Origin of the sequence: uncultured Paraglaciecola sp. (assembly GCF_943787955.1) — a bacterium.
In the GTDB taxonomy this organism is placed as follows: Bacteria; Pseudomonadota; Gammaproteobacteria; order Enterobacterales; family Alteromonadaceae; genus Paraglaciecola.
This window is the reverse complement of sequence record NZ_CALSOK010000010.1, coordinates 679,093-698,259: the sequence shown is the minus strand read 5'-3', so window position 1 is coordinate 698,259 and position 19,167 is coordinate 679,093. Positions and strand designations below refer to the sequence as shown.

Here is a 19,167-nt window from a genome sequence, read left to right as displayed (position 1 = left end):
TCAATTCAGCTAAAATTCAGGCCTAACTGATTAATCTTGTCACTACTTTGAACAGGAGTCGTTACATGAAATTATTAATAACAAGCGCGCTACTATTTTTAGCTACTTCTCCTTTAGTGCAAGCTAAGCATGACCGAAGGTATCAAAGTAATCATGAACATAACCGTGGTGAACTTAAAGCCAAAGTCATTACTTTTAATCCCTACAAGTATGTGACAGTAACCCAACCACAAATATATTGCGCACCTGCCCAGATACGTTCAACCTGTCGTCGGTTTCATGATAGTCGGCGCCATTATAAAAGTTCAGCCATATTCGGAGGGGTTTTAGGTGGTGTGATTGGCCATGCCGCTAGCGACAAAAATCACAAAGGTCTAGGTGCGATATTAGGCGCGATGATTGGAAGTTCTTTAGTGCATAACATTAGGTATGTTAATAACAATCACTCACATAATATCCCAGTTAAACGAGATAACTGTGTGATTACACCTCGCAAGGCCAATGAAGTTAGGGTGCTGCCAATGAAATTAGGGTGCTAGAGGGGTATAAAGTGACATATCGTACTCAAGAAAAAATTTACCAGACCTTTAGGCAAAATAAATCCCAAAAGTATATTCGTATTGATTACTAGGTAAAAAACATGTTTAACCCATCACCAAATATAATGATAAGTATAGCAATTACTTTTAAGTCAATTCATGATTGGGGTAAACTAGGTTTTGAATAACAACGAACAAGAGCAGAGTTTTGAAGCAGAATCCTTACATTAGATTTTTAATTGTTTGTTTAACAGCAATATCGTTAAGTTGCATAACGGTTTATGCTCAAGACTCTAAAATTGCGCCAAAAACAAAATCTGAAGCCGCAAAAAAAGCACAACAAAAAGTAAGCGGCAGAGTGTTAAAAGTTGATCAAAGTGAAAATAAATATCGAGTCAAAGTGCTGCAAAAATCTGGACGGGTTGTATCTGTTGATGTTGACAAGAAATCAGGAAAAGTGAGTAAAAAAAAGAAAAGGGATTAGATAATCTTTCGTCATATTGGAATAAAATCGTCTCCATAAAATAAAGGAAAAATAGGCTCCCAATGCGCATATTAATAGTAGAAGACGATAGCCGTTTACTAACCCAGCTTGACATATTGCTGCAAAAAAATGGGTATAGCGTGGACTTGGCAGATGACGGTGCAAAAGCGTTGTTTTTGTTACAAGAACATACCTATGATTTAGCCATTATTGATATAGGACTGCCTGTGATCGATGGATTTGAAGTGATCCAAAAAGCCCGTAAAAATGATGTAAGTTGCCCAATTTTAATTCTGACTGCTCGGGATAGATGGCAAGAAAAAGTAGAAGGGTTAGATGCAGGAGCAGATGATTATCTGACCAAACCTTTTCATAACGAAGAATTGTTGGCGCGAATTAATGCACTCATTCGCCGCGCTGCAGGAAAAGCACACCCTACAATCGAAAAAGGCCCTATCAGCCTCGATACACTGAGTGAGGAAGTAACAGTAAACGGCCAATACATTGAACTGACCGCATACGAATACAAAGTATTAGAATATCTGTTACTTACCCCTCAAAAGGTGATTTCAAAAACCGAATTAACCGAACATATCTATGATCAAGACTTCGACCTAGACAGTAATGTAATTGAAGTATTTGTAGGACGCCTTCGTAAAAAAATTGACCCTGATGGCAGTATCAATCCTATTGAAACACTCCGTGGCCGTGGATATCGCATCAATCGTGAGCTCTAACGTAATTAGAAACCCCAGTGCATAACCTATCCCTTAGATTAAGGAGTTTTGCTGCCGCGGTGCTCGCGTTGCTAATTTTCATTCCTCTTACAGCGGTAACCTTAGAACAAGCTTTCAACGGCAGTTTGAGCCAATCAATGTTGCAACAGCTGCGAGTGCAAAGCTTAACCTTAATCTCTGAATTTGAATTAGATAACAAAGCTAGCCAAGTTCAGATGCCTGAACAACTATATAATGAACAATTCAATATTCCAGATTCTGGTTTGTACGCTTTTATTCAATCCCAGGATGGCGTGTTATGGCAATCACTGTCTACTCTCAATTGGCAGCAACAACCTGATTTTTTTGCACCCAACTTTTTTGTACCCGACATAGGTGCTGAAGTGTTTATTGAAGATTTTTTGATGCAAAACGACTACTTTTTATATGCTTATACCGCCGAATTTGAAACATCCTTAGGTTACCAACCAGTGAGTTTTTATATTCTGCAAGATAAACAAGTATTTAATATCGAGAAAAGTAAATTTGCCAATACCTTATGGAATTGGTTAGTGCTGATTGCGCTGTTATTACTTATATTGTTATTAGTAAGCCTTAACGCTGCTTTGTTACCGATAAGCAGACTGAATAAGCAAATACGCCAAGCTGAAAGTGGCCAACTCAAACGCATTGATCAGCGCTACCCACCCGAACTGGAAAAACTCAAAACTAGCATTAATAATTTATTAGATACCGAACAACAACAGCGAAGTCGCTACAAAAATAGCTTAAACGATTTAGCCCATAGCCTTAAAACCCCCTTAGCAGTGTTATCTGGAACTACAGGGCTACCAGAACAAGCGAAAGTGCCTATTAGTCAAATTAATTTGCAAATACAGCGACAACTAAAACGCGCCGTAGCAGGCACTTCTAGTACGTTCGAGCAAGCCGTTTCTATCAAGCCTGTGGTCGATAAATTATTTAACGCTATGAACAAAGTATACGCTGACAAACACTTAACGATTACCCATGATATTCAACATCAAGAATTAGGCTTTCACGGCGATATAAGTGACTTGATGGAAATATTGGGTAATGTATTAGACAACGCCTGCAAAGCTGCCTTCAAGCAAGTCACTCTTTCGGTGCAAACTAGCCTCAATATCTTACTGATACATATTGAAGACGACGGCCCTGGCATACCAAAAGACAAGCGTGAACAGTTATTAGAAAGAGGGACTCGTTTAGATAGTTATAAAGAAGGCCAAGGTATAGGCATGGCTGTAGTGACAGACTTGGTTTCTGCTTACCAAGGCCAGCTTGAAATCAAACAGAGTAATTTAGGCGGCGCTAAACTCACTTTGATTTTTCCTATTAAAGTGTGAAAATTACTAAAAAGTGCCCAATGCTTCACATTGAAACTCACAATAATAATGTAACTCCATGATTTATAATTAATTTTAAAGTGGCATGGTATCTGCTCTACCTGTCAAAAATATCAATAATTAAAAAATAGAGAACAAACATGGCCGTAATACTCGAAGACAGACCGATTGAAACCTTACGTGAAGAAGTGATCGATACCCTGATTTATAACTACAGTCATGGGGTCATTTCTAATGAAGCATTTGAACGCAGATTAGATCAAGCCATGGCCAGTCAAAACCATCAAGAGATAGTCGACTTAGCTGCCGATCTAGAAAAAAATACTGACTCTGAATTTACCTCGCAAAAAGAACGCCAGTTTAATATCAACTATGCAGCGAGTGATAACGACGAAACCGAGACCATAGTCAATATTCTCGGTGGTTCCTGTCGTAGCGGTCAATGGAAAGTGCCACAAGAGATAAGAATTATTACACTATTCGGAGGGGCTGATATCGACTTTACTGATGCAATATTTACTACCCCGAACGTCACCATAAAAATATTATGTTTATTTGGCGGAACCGATATCTCCGTACCAGAAGACATTAATGTTATTTCAAAAGCCTTTTGCATTTTAGGTGGCATTGATAATTCTGCACCTTCTATTGCCTCCCGCCAAGCTCCTACCCTCACAATTGAAGGATTAGTGATGTTTGGTGGTTTGGATATAAAAATAAAGCGCACTATAAAAGAAAAGTTTGTTGCCTTTGCCAATCAGATGAAGACTATGTTTAATAACCGCGTTTAACAACCGTATTCAACATTTTGCTAAAACGTGGCTAAGAACGGCTAAGTTAAGTTGTGACAAAGTCGCTGGGGATTAACAATACATTGATTAATGTTTACCTAAAAGCTATACAAATTAGCTTTATGAAGTTTGTTACAGTATGAGTTTGAACGGATAATATGCATCCAAGGTGTAAATAATTTTATCTTTGATTTCAACTCACGTTATATTTTTTTAATACATTAAAATCAGGAATACCCACATTCTGGCCCTAGAGTCTTGTACAATTAAATATCATAAGCGCATAGGCAGTACATTTTGAAGCACTATATTATTAGGATTACTCAGTCCATTAAACGACAGAACTCTGCCGTAAAAAACAAGGCGCTTATACCGCTAAAACGTGGTTTATTGACTGTTAAGCAAGGACTAGCAGAAGAATCCCGACAGACGAAGACCATGCTGATCACTTACCAGCGATTCACCAAAGGTCAGGCAAGCAAACTGGAAATGGAAGAAGCGAATAAACAATTTATTGATGTTATTCGTGGGCTAGGATTAGGCGTGCTTGCGATCTTACCTTTTTCGCCCATCACGTTACCCTTTGTAGTCAAATTGGGGGAAAGAATAGGCGTGAATGTATTGCCCAGTGCATTTATGATAGATCCCCAGGAAAATGAAGTTATCGACATTCAACAAGAAGTTGAAGTAATAGTTGAGTCTGCGAGTGTGATCCGCACTGCCGATGATAAACTATAACCGTTTGTTAACTACAACAAAGGTGACATTTTTAAGGTAGTACTAGAGGATTCCTGTAAACGTCTAGGTTAAGCTCTTCATGACTTGTTTGCTATCTTATTAACCTTCAATTACATACTTTATAAGATCAATGAAATAATTGTTTTGCTTATGACCTGGTCAACTTAATACGACTATGTCGAAAGCTGGAGCATCAAAGCCTTAATCACCTCGTTTTACTCTGTTAATCAGATTATATATTTACATAACTGTCTGTTACCCGTTACTCAAATTAGGACTGAACTTCAGTCTAGTGACTTAATCGAGTATTGACCAAAACACAATAAAGTCCTATTCCTGTTCTTTAAGCTTGAAGTTATTGCTATTGTTCTTTCTCCTCAGCCATAACCTCAACGTTTTGAATCACAGGTTCATCTGTGTCACTGGCTAATAATAACGCGACCCAGCGAGTATCTGGGCTGGACTCCAAAGCAATTTTAACAATCATAGTAAGAGGTACTGATAACAACATGCCCACTGTGCCCAATAACCAGCCCCAAAAGATTAAGGATAAAAACACCACCAAGGTAGACAAGCCTAAACCACGTCCCATATAACGTGGTTCGATAACATTTCCCATCACCATATTCGATACCACAAAGCCCAATGCGGTAAAACTCGCAGTGGCAGGGCCTAATTGTACAAAAGCTAGCAACACAGCGGGTACAGCTGCGATGATAGAGCCGATGTTGGGGATATAGTTGAATAAAAATGCTAAGACTGCCCACAACAAAAAGTGATCGACGCCTAAAAAATATAACCATAGGCCAATGATTAGGCCTGTGCCTAAACTGACCAAGGTTTTAATCGCTAAATAATTTTTAACAGAAACTAAAAACTTGTCAACTTGTTGCATCTTCATACTGGGATCATCCAGCGCAATATGAATTTTCTTGGGTACTGATTCCGCCTCAAACAACATAAACACCACTATCAGTAAGATCAGTAAAAAATTGGTCAACACACCGCCCAAGCTCGAAAGTAAGTTAGTTGCCATGTTCATGGCGGCACCAGGGTCTAGATAAGAAATCAAAGCATCCTTATTAACTATAATATTGACCTTATCCAGTTGGCCTATCACCCAAGCAAATTCTTCAACCAATTGTTCTCTATATTTGGGCAGATTTTGACTAAATTCATTCATCGATTGGCCAACTAATGCAGCCAAAATCAATCCAAATACCACTATAATAAGTATGACTAATATCACAGCTATGGCTCTGGGTAGCTTATATTGATTTGCCCAAGTAATAATAGGGCTGCAAGACATAGCGATAAATACTGATAGCAAAAATGGTACGACTATTGCGCTAGCCGCTTTGACACCGGCTAAGATGATGACAATTGAAGCCATTATCAGTAATATTTTGACAGATGTTTGAGATTTAATTTGCATATAAACTTTCTGAACGAATACCTTGTGGGCAAATTAGCAGATCTGTATGGTATTTTATAGCGCGTAATAAAAAATATAGGAAAGATATGAATCTAAACCCAGCCACGATTAGGATTAAAAATTTACGCTTGCGGACTTTCATTGGTATTAACGACGATGAAATTGTGAATATGCAGGATGTTGTCATCAACGTTAAAATACAATACCGCGCAGATCAGGCAACAGATTCAGATGAAATGGACGATGCCCTCAATTACAAAACCATCACCAAAAGAATTATTAAACTGGTTGAAAACAATCGATTTTCTTTACTTGAAAAACTCACCGCTGATGTACTTGCCATCGCGGCAGAACACACCAGGGTCAACTACGCCGAAGCAGAAGTGGATAAACCTCACGCATTACGTTTTGCAGATTCTGTTTCTTTATGTTTGTCATGTAACAAAAATGGATAATGTAAACATTATTCTGAGGGCGTTATGAAAATACTTATTACTGGTGGTTCAGGCTTAATCGGTTCAAACCTTATCCCTATTTTACGTCCTTACGACGTGTCAGTTTATACTAGAAATGCAGCCATGGCGGAACAAATACTTGGGCATAACATTCAATTTTTATCCTCACTCACACATCTTTCTAACTTAGACGACTATGACGTAGTGATTAATCTCGCAGGTGAACCCATTGCAAACAAGAAATGGACAGATGAACAAAAACATAGAATTGAATATAGCCGTTGGTCAATCACCGAAGACATAGTAACGCTTATCAACGCAGGGGAAAATCCTCCTAAGTTACTCATCAGTGGTTCCGCAATAGGCTTTTATGGTCGTCAAAAAGACAACATTATTGATGAAAATTTTTCATCTTCTCACGATGAATTCAGCCACCGATTATGCGAACGTTGGGAAACTATAGCTAAAAAAGCCCAGTCAGATAAAACCCGCGTATGCATTTTACGAACGGGAGTAGTTATCACCAAAAGAGGTGGCGCATTACAAAAAATGTTGTTGCCATTTAAACTAGGTTTAGGTGGCCCAATGGGTGATGGTAGTCAATATATGTCATGGATACACCTTGAAGACATGCTGCAAGGTATCGCGCATTTAATTGCCAATGATAGCTGTCAAGGTGTTTATAATTTTACGGCCCCCAATCCTGTTACAAATGCAGAATTTAGCCGTGAGCTAGCTGCATCCCTATCTCGCCCTTGTGTATTTAAAGTACCTAAATTTGTGCTCAGAATGATGATGGGGGAAATGGCTGATTTAGTATTATATGGTCAAAGAGTCGTGCCTACAAGCTTAGAAGAAAGCGGTTATAAGTTTATTTACCCTAAAATATCCCAAGCTTTAGACTGCTTACGTAAATAACTATTTGCAAAGAATGTAATGAAATTATCAAAACAAGAAAGTTGATACCTGAGGGTATCAACTTATCTTCTTATTTAAACCATCTGACGTAACAATTGACTGGTGTTAAGTGATAACAAGCGCCAGCACCCTAAGGCACCAAGAATACCCACCACCAGCGCACCTGCTAACGGCGCAATGATCCAATACTCAAGATGCAAACTGGCAGGCATTTGGAATACCTGGGTTTGTAGCATATACAAACTGAATTCATTGGCGGCTGCAGCCATAGCCCCAGCCACCACACCAATGATAATAAATTCAAACACCACACTGGCTCTTATTAGTCTGCCTTTAGCCCCAAGCGTGCGTAAGATAGCGAGTTCTTGTTGACGTTCATCCATGCTAGCCTGTACTTGAGCAATTAGCACCAAAGCGCCCGCGGCTAAAACCAATATCAGAATAAACTCTACAGCCATAGAGACTTGGTCAACGATATTGCGAAGTTGATTAATTCGCGCATCAACATCAATCAAGGTGACGTTAGCAAAAGGCTGCATCAATTGGGTGATATCGGATTTGCGCTCAGTCGGTAAATTGAAACTAGAAATGTATGTTGGAATAAAGCTCTTCAGCGCACGAGGTTCAATCACAAAAAAGAAATTCGGTTGCATAGATTGCCAGTTAACGTTTCTGATGCTGGTCACATTAAGTTCAACAATTTCACTGCCAATATTAAAGGTCAACTTATCACCTAAGCCTAGCTGCATTCGCTGTGCAATACCCTCTTCAATCGACACTTCATAAGGTCTTTGTGCTTCGGTGTCACTATTATTGTTATCACCCAACCATTTTCCAGCAATGACCTCGCTACCTTTTTGCAGAGTATTGCTCCACGTTAAATTCGCTTCTCTACCTAAACCATCACGGCCATTGCTTTGTTCGTCTGGGTCTTCTTTGGATACCGCAGTGCGCACCTTTTCATCATTTACTGCAACAAACCGACCACGAATGACAGGATAGAATTTATCGATCTCAACTTGATTAGTGACGAAGTGTTGTTGCAGATTAGGTTGCTGCGCTTGACTGATATTGACTAGGAAGTAGTTAGGAGTATCTTGAGGTAACTGGTTTTGCCATTGTTGTACCATGTCGTTTCGCATTACCAGTACAATCAACAGCAGCATGATAGTGACGGCAAAACTAATCAACTGCACACTATTATCCATTGCTCGGCGATGAATTCTTGCCCAAGCGAGCTGCCAAGCTCCCATTTTACCTTGGCCGAGTTTACGCCCCACCCAAATCAAACCGAAGGTCACACCTAACAGACTGACTACCAAAATAATACCTGAAATAAATAAGATAGCGCTAACCTTAATATTTTGGCTATAGGCCCACATCAATAAAAATATTGCACCGCCGGAGGCCACAAACTGGATCAATCTAGAGCTTAGATTTGCACCTAAGTCACGGCGTAATACACGCAGTGGTGATACCGAAAATAGTTTCATTAAGGGATACAAAGAGAATAAGACCGCACACACAGAACCGGTGAAGATAGAAATAATAAGTGGCCGCCAATGCCACACATCAATCGACACATCGACTTTTCCAGCGATGGCTGCGACGACCAAATGTTGAATAATAAAGCCAAATATCACACCAATAGTAATACCCAATGCGGTGATAAATAAAATTTGTAACAGATAAATTTGTTGCACCATTTTTTTTTGTGCACCTAGCGTTTTCATAATCGCGACGGGGTCATAATGACGCATACTGTATCTCTGCGCTGCCACAGCAATAGAAACAGCAGCCAAAACAATAGCTAACAGACTTGCCAATAAAAAGTATTGTCCCGCCCTACCCACCGCTCGTCCAATGCCAGACTCGTCGTCTTCAATAGAGTCCCAATCATGGATTTCATTATCAAGTTGAGGCTCAAGCCAGTCGTAATAATCCTCTAGATCGCCATTCTCGCCTGTAAAGAAATAGCTGTAGTCAATCCTACTGCCGGGACCTTCAACCTTAGTTGCAGCTAAATCTATTTTTGAAATTAATACTTTAGGATCACCTCCAAATACGCTAAAACCAGCGTCAGGCACTTCAGTCAAAACCTTACTGACCCTAAATATTTTGTCACCGACTTCAATATTGTCGCCTACAATAATCCCTAAGGTTTGAAACAATTGAGACTCAATCCACGCCTCACCTGACGTCGGCAGACGGTCTATCACGATACCTTGTGTGAACGGCTCATCAGCTACCTTGACTGAACCTTTTAACGGATAACCTGTATCTGCCGCTCTTAAATCGACTAGGTCCATATTTTCGTTGGCAAAAACCATAGAGCGGGCATAAGTTTGGTGTGCCGTGTTTAGGCCCATCTCTTGGGCTTTGTCAATCCAAGCAATATCAATAGGTTTATTAGATCCAAGTACTCTATCAGCGGCAATGAACTCGGCACTTTTTTCAGTTAACGCATATTTAAGCCGTTCGCTAAATAACGAAAGTGATAATACAGACGCCACCGATAAAATTATCGCCAGCAGTATAATGGTTAACTCGCCTCGCTTAGTTTCATGACGAAACAGTCGCCAGGCTAAACTCAAAGTATAATTAGTCATATCACTAACCCACTTTTAGAGCAGCTTGCTCATTAGATGAGCTTGTAAAAACCTCTTTTAATTCACCCGCTTGCATGTGTAATTGACGCTGACATTTACCTGCCAACACAGGGTCATGAGTCACCAATACCAAAGTAGTATGAGAATTTTGATTTAACTCGAATAATAACTTTTCAATCTTGTCACTGTTAGCGGCATCCAAATTACCGGTCGGTTCATCAGCAAATAAGATTTTAGGCTCAGAAATAAACGCTCTAGCTATCGCCACTCTTTGTTGTTCACCGCCAGATAATTGATTGGGATAGTGGCTTGCTCTATGATCTAGCCCCACCAGTTCTAAAATGTCCAAGGCTCTTTTTTTCGCATCGTCGCGGCCAGCAATCTCTGCAGGTAACATAATGTTTTCCAAAGCAGTTAAACTTTGAACTAACATAAAGCTTTGAAAAATAAAGCCCACTTTCGCGCCTCTCAACTGAGCACGTTGTTCTTCGTCCATGTTCTGCATGGCTTGACCGTCTATGTATAATTCTCCTTCGCTCACCTCATCTAGTCCTGCCAATAAACTAAGCAAAGTAGATTTACCTGAGCCAGACGCACCTACTATGGCAATCGACTCACCCGCCTTGACTTCAAAGCTAATTGGCTTGAGGATCTGTAATTGCCCTTGAGTCGTAGTAACTGTTTTGCTAATACCGTTTGTCTTAATCATAATTTTTGGAGTCATAGTGCTGTTTCTTAATACCAATGCGTTACGAAATAAAATATTTATATTATTGATCCTTATACCCTTATCACTGATTTCAGATCAGTTACAGGCTAAAGAAACCAAGTTGCTAATATTAGGTGATAGCCTAAGTGCTGCTTATGGTTTAAAGCAAGAGCAAGGTTGGGTAAGTTTGTTACAAAATGCGTGGCAAAGCGATGATGTTATTATTATTAATGCCGCCATCAGCGGAGAAACCACAGACGGTGCACTTGCTAGATTACCAAGACTGTTAGAGCAGCATAGTCCTACGCACATTTTTGTTGAACTAGGTGGTAACGATGGTTTGCAAGGTCACCCAGTGAGTAAGATGCGCGATAATCTGGAAAAAATCATTCTATTTTCTCAAAAAAGTGAGGTAACAGTCATACTGCAACAAATGCAAATACCGACCAATTATGGAAAACGATACACACGGATGTTTACCAATACCTATTCCGATTTAGCCATAAAATACGAGCTGAAATTACTATCTTTTTTTCTACAAAACATAGCTTTAGATAAAAACTTAATGCAACGGGATGGCATTCATCCAAATGCCAAAGCACAACTTATCATAGCGAAAGATATGCAAAAAACATTAGGCGATATTATTTTTCCCTAGCAGAGTAAAAAATCACCAAATAAAATAAATTAACTTTTATAGGAATTCATTTTGATAATAATATAAGTACGGTATGGAAATAAGTTCATCGGTGCGGGGTCACTCGGGCACAATGCACCCACTTAAACAAGCTCTGTACAGTCGGTCAACCGAGCTGAACAACAAGCCATGAGATACACCTGCAGAGTAAGAAAGTCGGCCGCCATCCTCAGAGCAAGACCAGCAAGTATGCTCTTTGATTTTATCTTCGCCAGAATCTGAATAACCCAACAAAGTAAAAAACCTGCAACAGAAACTAATTTAAATAACCATCGATTCTTACTTAAAATTTTCATGTTTTTCCTGAAAGTATATGTTGACTGAGATTATCCTAATTACATTATCGAGATTTGACTAGGATTGGATTTGCTGCAAAATCTCATCTGCGCTTTTCAAAGCACGAATACGCATAAACAGCGCCTTTGCCTCTGGATATTGACGACTCAAGTAACCCAACCATTGCTTCACCCGATTCGGGTAATATTTACCTTTATCACCAAACAGTTCGTAACCAGAATACAGCACCAACAAAGCCTTAACGTGCTCCCATAGCATGTGTTGCTCGGTATTTTTTATTACCTGAGCCAAATTAGGCATAGCCAAAGCACCGCGCCCCAACATGATATTGTCACAATCAGATTGCTGTTGGCAATTTACCGCGTCTTGCTCATTCCAAATTTCACCATTAGCGACAATAGGAATATCCACATCTTGTTTTATCTTCGCAATCCAGTCCCAATAAGCAGGTGGCTTATAACCATCCACTTTGGTGCGGGCATGAATAACTAATGAGTTAGCCCCTGCATCAGAAATGGCCTGTGCATTAGCTATCGCCAAAGAAGTATCATCAAAACCCAAACGCATTTTGGCACTCACAGTGTGTTCTTTAGGAACAGCTTGGCGCACAGCATTGACAATTTTATAAATCGTTTCAGGTTCGCGCAGTAATATCGCCCCCCCCTTGCTCTTGTTAACCGTTTTAGCCGGACAACCAAAGTTAAGATCAACACCATGGGAGCCTAACTCAACAGCTCGAAAGGCATTTTCTGCTAACCAATCAGCATGCTGACCTAATAACTGCACTTTGACTGGCACACCATTTGGTGTGAAACCTTGATTATTTAACTCTGGGCATATTCGATGAAACACACGCTTGGGCATTAACTGATCGACGACCCTCACAAATTCAGTCACGCACAAATCAAATCCACCCACTTGGGTCAACATATCGCGCATTAAATGGTCAACTACCCCTTCCATCGGGGCTAAAGTAATATGCACTAGCGTAATTCGCTTTTGGCTTTTATTAACTTACGGACTGAAATTGCCTTTACAATATCAAGTTGCTGCTGTGAACTCGCCGTACCCCAAATCAATATTTCATCCAACATTCTAAAACACCCTAAACACATATCTTTATCATCAAGACAGCAATTTCGGACACAAGGGGATTCGACGTTTGATAGGGTATTGCTCATAAATTATTCATTCAAAAAAGATTCGTTATATTCTATCAATAAGCTTATACCAATCCCAGTAAAGAAGTGGCCGCTCAGCAAGATTTAAAGAAGCTTAATCAAGGCGCGTGAATGCCCCTGTTGACGTTAAACATTGAAATCTAAGTGGTGACAACTATCCTGACACAGGAGGAATGAGGTAGCTAAGCGGCAAGGTTAAAATTCGCCAATGCTGCTTATAAGCTACAACCTGAAATATTGTAATAAGCAACCTCGAACAAACCCGTTATAGTTAATCACACCAAGCTTATTAAACAACCTGACTTTACATGGTAAAATAAAACATAATTGCCCAGTTGATGTGAAGTAATATAACCCACAAGGAAAAGAGGATATAAGTGAACAAAATCAACCTCACCCAAGACGAAAACCTTTCCATAAAAATCAGTTACCAGTTATTGCCTAGTGACCAGCAGAGGTTCGATCTTTATTTTTCTTTACCGGATGAAATGGGTATTAGCCCCAAAACCTTAGCAGAAGAACATTATTTTCATAACAGCATACAAAGCCACAGTGCTTATTACTCATACCAGCTGCATTTACCTTTAGTACGAAGTCGCTTTATTAGCCAACAAAAGGGTGAACAAAGTGACTACCGCTTAAACCTTAATTTATTTTCATATCAAATTCGTATTGCCTTGGATACGGATATAAAACAAACCATTAAGCTTAAAGAAAGCAAGGATTTTTATCCGCAAGCCATAGAGTTGGCAGAGCAAATATCAGGACTATTAAAAAAACTAAGAAGATATACGCCTCCGGATCAAAAACTCAGCGCATATTTTAAAAACGCCGACAACTACCTCAGTTGGCAAGTGGAACAATCGTTTTTAAAACTTCTGTCAGGAGCCCCCAAAAGTAATGATTTTACCAGTGAAAAAAACTTTTTATTGACTTTGTGTCGCAGTGAAAATGAATACCGAAAAGAGAACCAATATAACTCACAAGTTACTTTAAGTGACCCTAATCGCATCACCAATAAAATGCGATTGCTGCAACGATTAATTGAATATGGTGTGGTATTTCAAAAAGAAGTTAAAAACCTCAATACTAGTTTAAACCGCATGGTACGTGGCACAGTCACTGCTGTTATTATGGCTTTTGTTATGGTGCTAGTATTAAATGCGCGCACTAACTTTACTGAAGTGACGATTGCATTAGTTGGCATGTTGGGCGTCATTTATGGTTTAAGGGAAATATTTAAGGACGATATCACACGTATCATTTGGCGCCGCATTCAAAAAGGTCTGCCCAAATGGAAAATAATTTACAGTCATAGTGTCAATAAAAGTCGAGTGGCGAGTCAAACCATATGGCTTGAATATATTCGCAATAAAGATTTACCCATACAGGTGGATAAATTATTTCAAACCCGCAGACAACAAAACAAACAGGCCGCACAACTACTGCATTTCCGCAGTGACACGAAAGTAAATGCAAAATATTTTTTACCGGGCTACGATGAAATTCAACAACGTATTTATTTCAATTTAACCCCCTTCATTCGTTTTTTAAAAAAAGGTGAAGGCCGTTTATATTCACTCGACAGCAATAAAATAACAAAACAAGCAGTTGAACGTCGTTATCAAATCAACGTAGTTTTAATGCATACAGATAAACAAAATCAGCAGCAAATTCAGCGTTTCAAGATCACACTTAATCGCTCTAACATTATTAATATTGAGGCAATACATTCAGATATAGATGATTGATAAGAACACCCTATTGCTCTGCTTTAAGTTTTTATCACAACCAAAGATAATGCATTAAGCCTCAGTCTGGTGCTAATGAGTTACTGGATAGTTTAAATTCACAACGACCCATTGATATTAGGCCGTGCTAAAGCACGTTCAAAAATGCTCCAGACATTTTTGTATTCGGGCTATCCCACCCCTCACCCGTTGGGCCGTACTAAAGCACGTTCAAAAATGCTCCAGACATTTTTGTCAAACCGAAGGGTCATCATTATCTTTAGCCAATAAAAAAGCCGCTTAATTGCTTAAGCGGCTTCATTATATGGCGTCCCCAAGGGGATTCGAACCCCTGTTACCGCCGTGAAAGGGCGGTGTCCTAGGCCTCTAGACGATGGGGACAAAAACTTCGGTTATCGAAACACGTTACGATAAGTTTTTGTAAGGCAAAAAAATTGGCTAATTGCGCGACCTAACTTTGATGCTTTACAAAAATGAAACCTCTATCAAACTATTTATTAACTGGCCTAGGCGGTAGTTAATAATCCTTGTTTTTGAACTTAAGTTAAATCATTTAACTTAATATATGGCGTCCCCAAGGGGATTCGAACCCCTGTTACCGCCGTGAAAGGGCGGTGTCCTAGGCCTCTAGACGATGGGGACAAAAACTTTTTATCGAAACACGTTTCGATAAGTTTTTGTAAATAAATAGAGATTCACGATACACGCGACCTAATTTATTAAACATTACAAAAACAAAATTTTTATCTTGTCTTATCTTTACATCTACTGGCCTAGGCGGTAGTAGACAATCCTTGATGTTGGTGGAGCCAGGCGGGATCGAACCGCCGACCTCTTGCGTGCCACGCAAGCGCTCTCCCAGCTGAGCTATGGCCCCAAACTTATTTAAAAGGCTCTCACTTTATCCTAATAAGTAGGCGTCGTTCCGTGACAGCGGGGCGCATTCTAGGCATCAGCTCTTTTTATGTCAATGCTTTTTTCAGGAATTTTCTCTGTTTGCTATATATTCCAGCGCTTTGTTTATACGTTGTTCAATTTGCGCTGGTTTAAGTAAATTTAAGGTTAAATCTAATGAAGGTGAATTACCTGCTCCTGTGACTGCTACTCGCAATGGCATGCCCACTTTCCCCATACCCACCTCTAACTCTTCAGCAGTTTGGTTAATCGCGTTATGAATAGACTCAGTATTCCACTGAGTCAGAGCTGATAATTTACTTTGCACCAGCAGCAAAGCGTCTTTGGCAACAGGACGTAAGTGCTTTTTAGCCGCTTTTTCGTCAAAAGCTTCATATTCCTGATAAAAATAGCCACTGATTTGAGCAAGCTCTTTTAAGGTTTTAACCCGATCAGCCTGCACAGTAATCACGTCTTCTAATGCTGGGCCTTGAGTAATATCAATACCTTGTTGAGCAAAATGCCATTTAGCATGTTCAGCCACTTCTTTGGCAGGCTGTGTTTTCATGTAATGTTGGTTTAACCAAATAAGTTTATCTGTGTTAAACGCAGAGGCAGACTGACCAATGGCATCTAGAGAAAACAACTCAATCATTTCTTCTACTGAGAATATTTCCTGATCGCCGTGTGACCAACCAAGACGCACCAAATAATTTAGCAATGCTTGAGGTAGATAACCTTCATCTCTAAACTCCATTACACCGACAGCATTAGTGCGTTTTGATAATTTTTTACCGTCGTCACCTAAAATCATAGATACGTGGGCATATTCTGGAATAGGCGCACCTAAGGCCTGTAATATATTAATTTGACGGGGGGTGTTGTTGATATGATCTTCACCTCGTACCACATGACTAATGCCCATGTCCCAATCATCTACTACCACACAAAAATTATAGGTTGGCGCCCCGTCAGTGCGACGGATAATCAAGTCATCTAATTCACTGTTAGCAATTTCAATATCACCACGAATATGATCTTTAATGACCACACTGCCTGTTTGCGGTGTTTTAAAACGAATGGCAAAAGGTTTATCTTGAGGATGATCAGTACGCTCGCGCCATGTGCCAGGATAACGAGGCTTTTCGCCCTTAGCCATTTGTTGTTCGCGAATAGCATCCAATTCAGCAGATGGCATGTAACACTTATAGGCTTTACCTGCAGCTAGCAGTTGGTCAATTAATTGATTGTAACGATCAAAACGCTGGGTCTGATAAAACGGACCTTCATCCCATTGTAAACCTAACCACTGCATACCTTCGAGGATCGCATCGATAGCTGCTTGGGTGGAACGTTCAATATCCGTATCTTCAATACGTAATACAAATTTACCACCCTTACTTTTGGCATACAGCCAAGAATAAAGCGCGGTACGCGCACCACCAACGTGAAGATAACCTGTGGGACTAGGGGCGAAACGGGTAACAGTTGTCATGTAATAGCAGCCTGATCTAAAATTGACTGCATTTTAACAGTCAATCACAGTAATTTATATCAGCAAAAAATCATTTAGAATAAAAGATTGAGTAAAAATGGCAGTGTATTTTTTACCTGGAACTTCAGTTAACTTTAAAAAACGTCCAGTTTTCATTCAATAGCACAATAATTTTCATTTAGATGTTGACAGTCAAAAGCTCATATCTATAATAGCGCTCCTCTTACCGGCCAAGGCTAGTAAGAAAGACAGCACTGATAGCTTCTTGTTCAGATGCCAAGAATAGAAAGCATCATCGTCTTTACGAAGAAAAGACGGGGTCACTGGTTCAAGCCCAGTAGCAGTAAAATTTGGTCGCTTAGCTCAGTTGAAAAAAGACAGAGCATCGCCGCTCTTTATAAAAGTCGGTCGAGTGACACTGGTTCAAGCCCAGTAGCAGTAAAATTTGGTCGCTTGGCTCAGTTGAAAAAAGACAGAGCATCGCCGCTCTTTATAAAGTTCGGTCGAGTGACACTGGTTCAAGCCCAGTAGCAGTAAAATTTGGTCGCTTAGCTCAGTTGAAAAAAGACAAAGCATCGCCGCTCTTTATAAAGGTCGGTCGAGTGACACTGGTTCAAGCCCAGTAGCAGTAAAATTTGGTCGCTTAGCTCAGTTGAAAAAAGCCAGAGCATCGCCGCTCTTTATAAAGGTCGGTCGAGTGACACTGGTTCAAGCCCAGTAGCAGTAAAATTTGGTCGCTTAGCTCAGTTGAAAAAAGACAGAGCATCGCCGCTCTTTATAAAGGTCGGTCGAGTGACACTGGTTCAAGCCCAGTAGCAGTAAAATTTGGTCGCTTAGCTCAGTTGAAAAAAGACAGAGCATCGCCGCTCTTTATAAAGGTCGGTCGAGTGACACTGGTTCAAGCCCAGTAGCAGTAAAATTTGGTCGCTTAGCTCAGTTGGGAGAGCATCGCCCTTACAAGGCGAGGGTCACTGGTTCAAGCCCAGTAGCGACCACCACATTTTTGTTAGTAGAAACAGTATTTTGGTCGCTTAGCTCAGTTGGGAGAGCATCGCCCTTACAAGGCGAGGGTCACTGGTTCAAGCCCAGTAGCGACCACCATTTTTAGCCTTCTGGTTTATATAGATTTTATCTATAAATATTCTCGCATTATTCGTGCAAATTAGGTCAAGTGCCACCATTTTTGGCACACCTGTGCCTTATCTGTGCCTAAAACGTGCAAATCCGCCATCCAGCATCTCAGTATACCACTGTATTAAAGCGTTTCAGACTCATTCAACTTGCAACCCTACTTCACTCACCAAATTGCTAAAATGAGACTTATTAGACGGTCTCAAAAAGATCTGATGATGCTATGCAATCCTTGATGTAGGCATCTGAGTTTAAGTCGTTCTGTGTAGCTGTCGAACACAAAGATGTTCTTTTCCCTTAAAAGTGTATTGTTAGCCCTTGAGAAGCACAGGTTTCATATATTAAGGGTAAAATAATATCAGTCCATACTGAATCCATTTAATCGCAACAGGCAAGCACTGCGAGTTTCAGCCATTGCTATGGAATTTAAAGTAGGGGACCAAAACCCAAGCTCGTCTTCCACATCATGTCATTATAATAACCTGACCCCGCAGGTACTGGCGACTATCCACTTAATATCTAGGTAATAGATTGCATGTCTACATATGTAGACGCAGAATTTTGCACACTTTTGTTCAAAAAATTGTTATGATTTTATATGATTAAAAGTTGTAAAAAAGAAGCCGATTACACATGTTAAATTATTTCACTCTTGTTGCATTAGACATGTTTATCCCGATTAAATTATTGTCGAGTGATGTACAGAATATCCACATTGACAATACAAAAAAATGCACCTCCTCTTGCACCATCGACTGCGACTTACAACTCATCAAAGGCAACCAACAGGTGAGTCCTGACGCGCTCGAAGAAACTAACTTTGGGGTTGGACTGTTTAGGTTGAGTCGTTTGATGCTGTTGCTGAACACCACAAATAACTACACAAAGCAATTCTTGCCTAGTAATAAAAAATATAAGATCCTAAAAAAAGTAAACTAACTT

Annotated in this window: 18 protein-coding genes and 5 tRNA genes; 13 read left to right on the top strand and 10 right to left on the bottom strand. The window is 39.9% G+C overall.

What is annotated here, in order from left to right; translation table 11 throughout:
* Positions 1-65 precede the first annotated feature (65 nt).
* From Q0Y52_RS10895 to Q0Y52_RS10870, 6 genes are all read left to right on the top strand, one after another.
* Positions 66-539, top strand: a complete 474-nt coding sequence (locus Q0Y52_RS10895; RefSeq protein ID WP_297821441.1) for a glycine zipper 2TM domain-containing protein — start codon at positions 66-68, stop codon at positions 537-539.
* Between the two features lie 256 nt (positions 540-795).
* The gene (locus Q0Y52_RS10890) at positions 796-1,023 is read left to right on the top strand and encodes a PepSY domain-containing protein (RefSeq protein ID WP_297821521.1); all 228 of its coding nucleotides are present in this window, start codon (positions 796-798) and stop codon (positions 1,021-1,023) included.
* A 62-nt stretch (positions 1,024-1,085) separates the two neighbouring features.
* Positions 1,086-1,760: a response regulator transcription factor gene (locus Q0Y52_RS10885; RefSeq protein ID WP_297821439.1), complete on the top strand. Its 675-nt coding sequence runs from the start codon at positions 1,086-1,088 to the stop codon at positions 1,758-1,760.
* A 17-nt stretch (positions 1,761-1,777) separates the two neighbouring features.
* On the top strand, positions 1,778-3,124 hold the full coding sequence (locus tag Q0Y52_RS10880; protein WP_297821437.1) for an ATP-binding protein: 1,347 nt from the start codon (positions 1,778-1,780) through the stop codon (positions 3,122-3,124).
* 140 nt (positions 3,125-3,264) lie between these two features.
* Positions 3,265-3,915: a LiaF domain-containing protein gene (locus Q0Y52_RS10875; protein WP_297821435.1), complete on the top strand. Its 651-nt coding sequence runs from the start codon at positions 3,265-3,267 to the stop codon at positions 3,913-3,915.
* 297 nt (positions 3,916-4,212) lie between these two features.
* Positions 4,213-4,653 carry a hypothetical protein gene (locus tag Q0Y52_RS10870; protein WP_297821433.1) on the top strand — a complete coding sequence of 147 codons (441 nt, stop codon included), beginning with the start codon at positions 4,213-4,215 and terminating at the stop codon, positions 4,651-4,653.
* Positions 4,654-5,014: 361 nt separating this feature from the next.
* Here Q0Y52_RS10870 and Q0Y52_RS10865 read toward each other — a convergent pair whose 3' ends face one another.
* Positions 5,015-6,088, bottom strand: coding sequence for an AI-2E family transporter (locus Q0Y52_RS10865; RefSeq protein WP_297821431.1), 1,074 nt, complete (start codon positions 6,086-6,088; stop codon positions 5,015-5,017).
* Positions 6,089-6,174: 86 nt separating this feature from the next.
* Here Q0Y52_RS10865 and folX point away from each other — a divergent pair, with 86 nt between their 5' ends.
* Both folX and Q0Y52_RS10855 read left to right on the top strand, forming a co-directional pair.
* Entirely contained in the window at positions 6,175-6,543 is a 369-nt protein-coding gene (folX, locus tag Q0Y52_RS10860) for a dihydroneopterin triphosphate 2'-epimerase (RefSeq protein WP_297821429.1), read from the top strand.
* Positions 6,544-6,567: 24 nt separating this feature from the next.
* The gene (locus Q0Y52_RS10855) at positions 6,568-7,461 is read left to right on the top strand and encodes a TIGR01777 family oxidoreductase (RefSeq protein WP_297821427.1); all 894 of its coding nucleotides are present in this window, start codon (positions 6,568-6,570) and stop codon (positions 7,459-7,461) included.
* Between the two features lie 74 nt (positions 7,462-7,535).
* Here the strand turns inward: Q0Y52_RS10855 and Q0Y52_RS10850 are convergent, their stop codons facing one another.
* Together Q0Y52_RS10850 and Q0Y52_RS10845 are read right to left on the bottom strand one after the other, a co-directional pair.
* Positions 7,536-10,070, bottom strand: a complete 2,535-nt coding sequence (locus Q0Y52_RS10850) for an FtsX-like permease family protein (protein WP_297821425.1) — start codon at positions 10,068-10,070, stop codon at positions 7,536-7,538.
* A gap of 4 nt (positions 10,071-10,074) precedes the next feature.
* Positions 10,075-10,794, bottom strand: a complete 720-nt coding sequence (locus Q0Y52_RS10845; protein ID WP_297821423.1) for an ABC transporter ATP-binding protein — start codon at positions 10,792-10,794, stop codon at positions 10,075-10,077.
* Position 10,795: 1 nt separating this feature from the next.
* Between Q0Y52_RS10845 and Q0Y52_RS10840 the strand changes: the two genes are divergently transcribed.
* Positions 10,796-11,437 carry an arylesterase gene (locus Q0Y52_RS10840; protein ID WP_297821421.1) on the top strand — a complete coding sequence of 214 codons (642 nt, stop codon included), beginning with the start codon at positions 10,796-10,798 and terminating at the stop codon, positions 11,435-11,437.
* A gap of 99 nt (positions 11,438-11,536) precedes the next feature.
* Here Q0Y52_RS10840 and Q0Y52_RS10835 read toward each other — a convergent pair whose 3' ends face one another.
* The 3 genes from Q0Y52_RS10835 to Q0Y52_RS10825 all read right to left on the bottom strand — a co-directional run bounded on the left by Q0Y52_RS10835 (position 11,537) and on the right by Q0Y52_RS10825 (position 12,954).
* Positions 11,537-11,710 (bottom strand): hypothetical protein, encoded by a 174-nt coding sequence (locus tag Q0Y52_RS10835; RefSeq protein ID WP_297821418.1) that lies wholly within the window; start codon positions 11,708-11,710, stop codon positions 11,537-11,539.
* Between the two features lie 120 nt (positions 11,711-11,830).
* Entirely contained in the window at positions 11,831-12,757 is a 927-nt protein-coding gene (gene dusC / locus Q0Y52_RS10830; protein ID WP_297821416.1) for a tRNA dihydrouridine(16) synthase DusC, read from the bottom strand.
* Positions 12,757-12,954, bottom strand: coding sequence for a DUF1289 domain-containing protein (locus Q0Y52_RS10825; protein ID WP_297821414.1), 198 nt, complete (start codon positions 12,952-12,954; stop codon positions 12,757-12,759). The genes dusC and Q0Y52_RS10825 overlap by 1 nt, the downstream gene beginning before the upstream one ends.
* Before the next feature lie 377 nt (positions 12,955-13,331).
* On the opposite strand from Q0Y52_RS10825, the gene Q0Y52_RS10820 reads away from it, so the two are divergent.
* Positions 13,332-14,705 (top strand): hypothetical protein, encoded by a 1,374-nt coding sequence (locus Q0Y52_RS10820; protein ID WP_297821412.1) that lies wholly within the window; start codon positions 13,332-13,334, stop codon positions 14,703-14,705.
* 305 nt (positions 14,706-15,010) lie between these two features.
* On the opposite strand, the gene Q0Y52_RS10815 is transcribed toward Q0Y52_RS10820, so the two are convergent.
* The 4 genes from Q0Y52_RS10815 to gltX form a co-directional block, all read right to left on the bottom strand.
* Positions 15,011-15,086 (bottom strand) — tRNA-Glu (locus Q0Y52_RS10815).
* Between the two features lie 185 nt (positions 15,087-15,271).
* Positions 15,272-15,347, bottom strand: a tRNA-Glu gene (locus tag Q0Y52_RS10810).
* A gap of 159 nt (positions 15,348-15,506) precedes the next feature.
* Positions 15,507-15,582, bottom strand: a tRNA-Ala gene (locus tag Q0Y52_RS10805).
* A gap of 102 nt (positions 15,583-15,684) precedes the next feature.
* The gene (gene gltX, locus Q0Y52_RS10800; RefSeq protein WP_297821410.1) at positions 15,685-17,094 is read right to left on the bottom strand and encodes a glutamate--tRNA ligase; all 1,410 of its coding nucleotides are present in this window, start codon (positions 17,092-17,094) and stop codon (positions 15,685-15,687) included.
* A 922-nt stretch (positions 17,095-18,016) separates the two neighbouring features.
* Here gltX and Q0Y52_RS10795 point away from each other — a divergent pair.
* The 3 genes from Q0Y52_RS10795 to Q0Y52_RS10785 all read left to right on the top strand — a co-directional run bounded on the left by Q0Y52_RS10795 (position 18,017) and on the right by Q0Y52_RS10785 (position 19,164).
* A tRNA-Val gene (locus Q0Y52_RS10795) sits at positions 18,017-18,092 on the top strand.
* A 27-nt stretch (positions 18,093-18,119) separates the two neighbouring features.
* A tRNA-Val gene (locus tag Q0Y52_RS10790) sits at positions 18,120-18,195 on the top strand.
* A 663-nt stretch (positions 18,196-18,858) separates the two neighbouring features.
* Positions 18,859-19,164 (top strand): hypothetical protein, encoded by a 306-nt coding sequence (locus tag Q0Y52_RS10785; protein ID WP_297821408.1) that lies wholly within the window; start codon positions 18,859-18,861, stop codon positions 19,162-19,164.
* Positions 19,165-19,167: the final 3 nt, after the last annotated feature.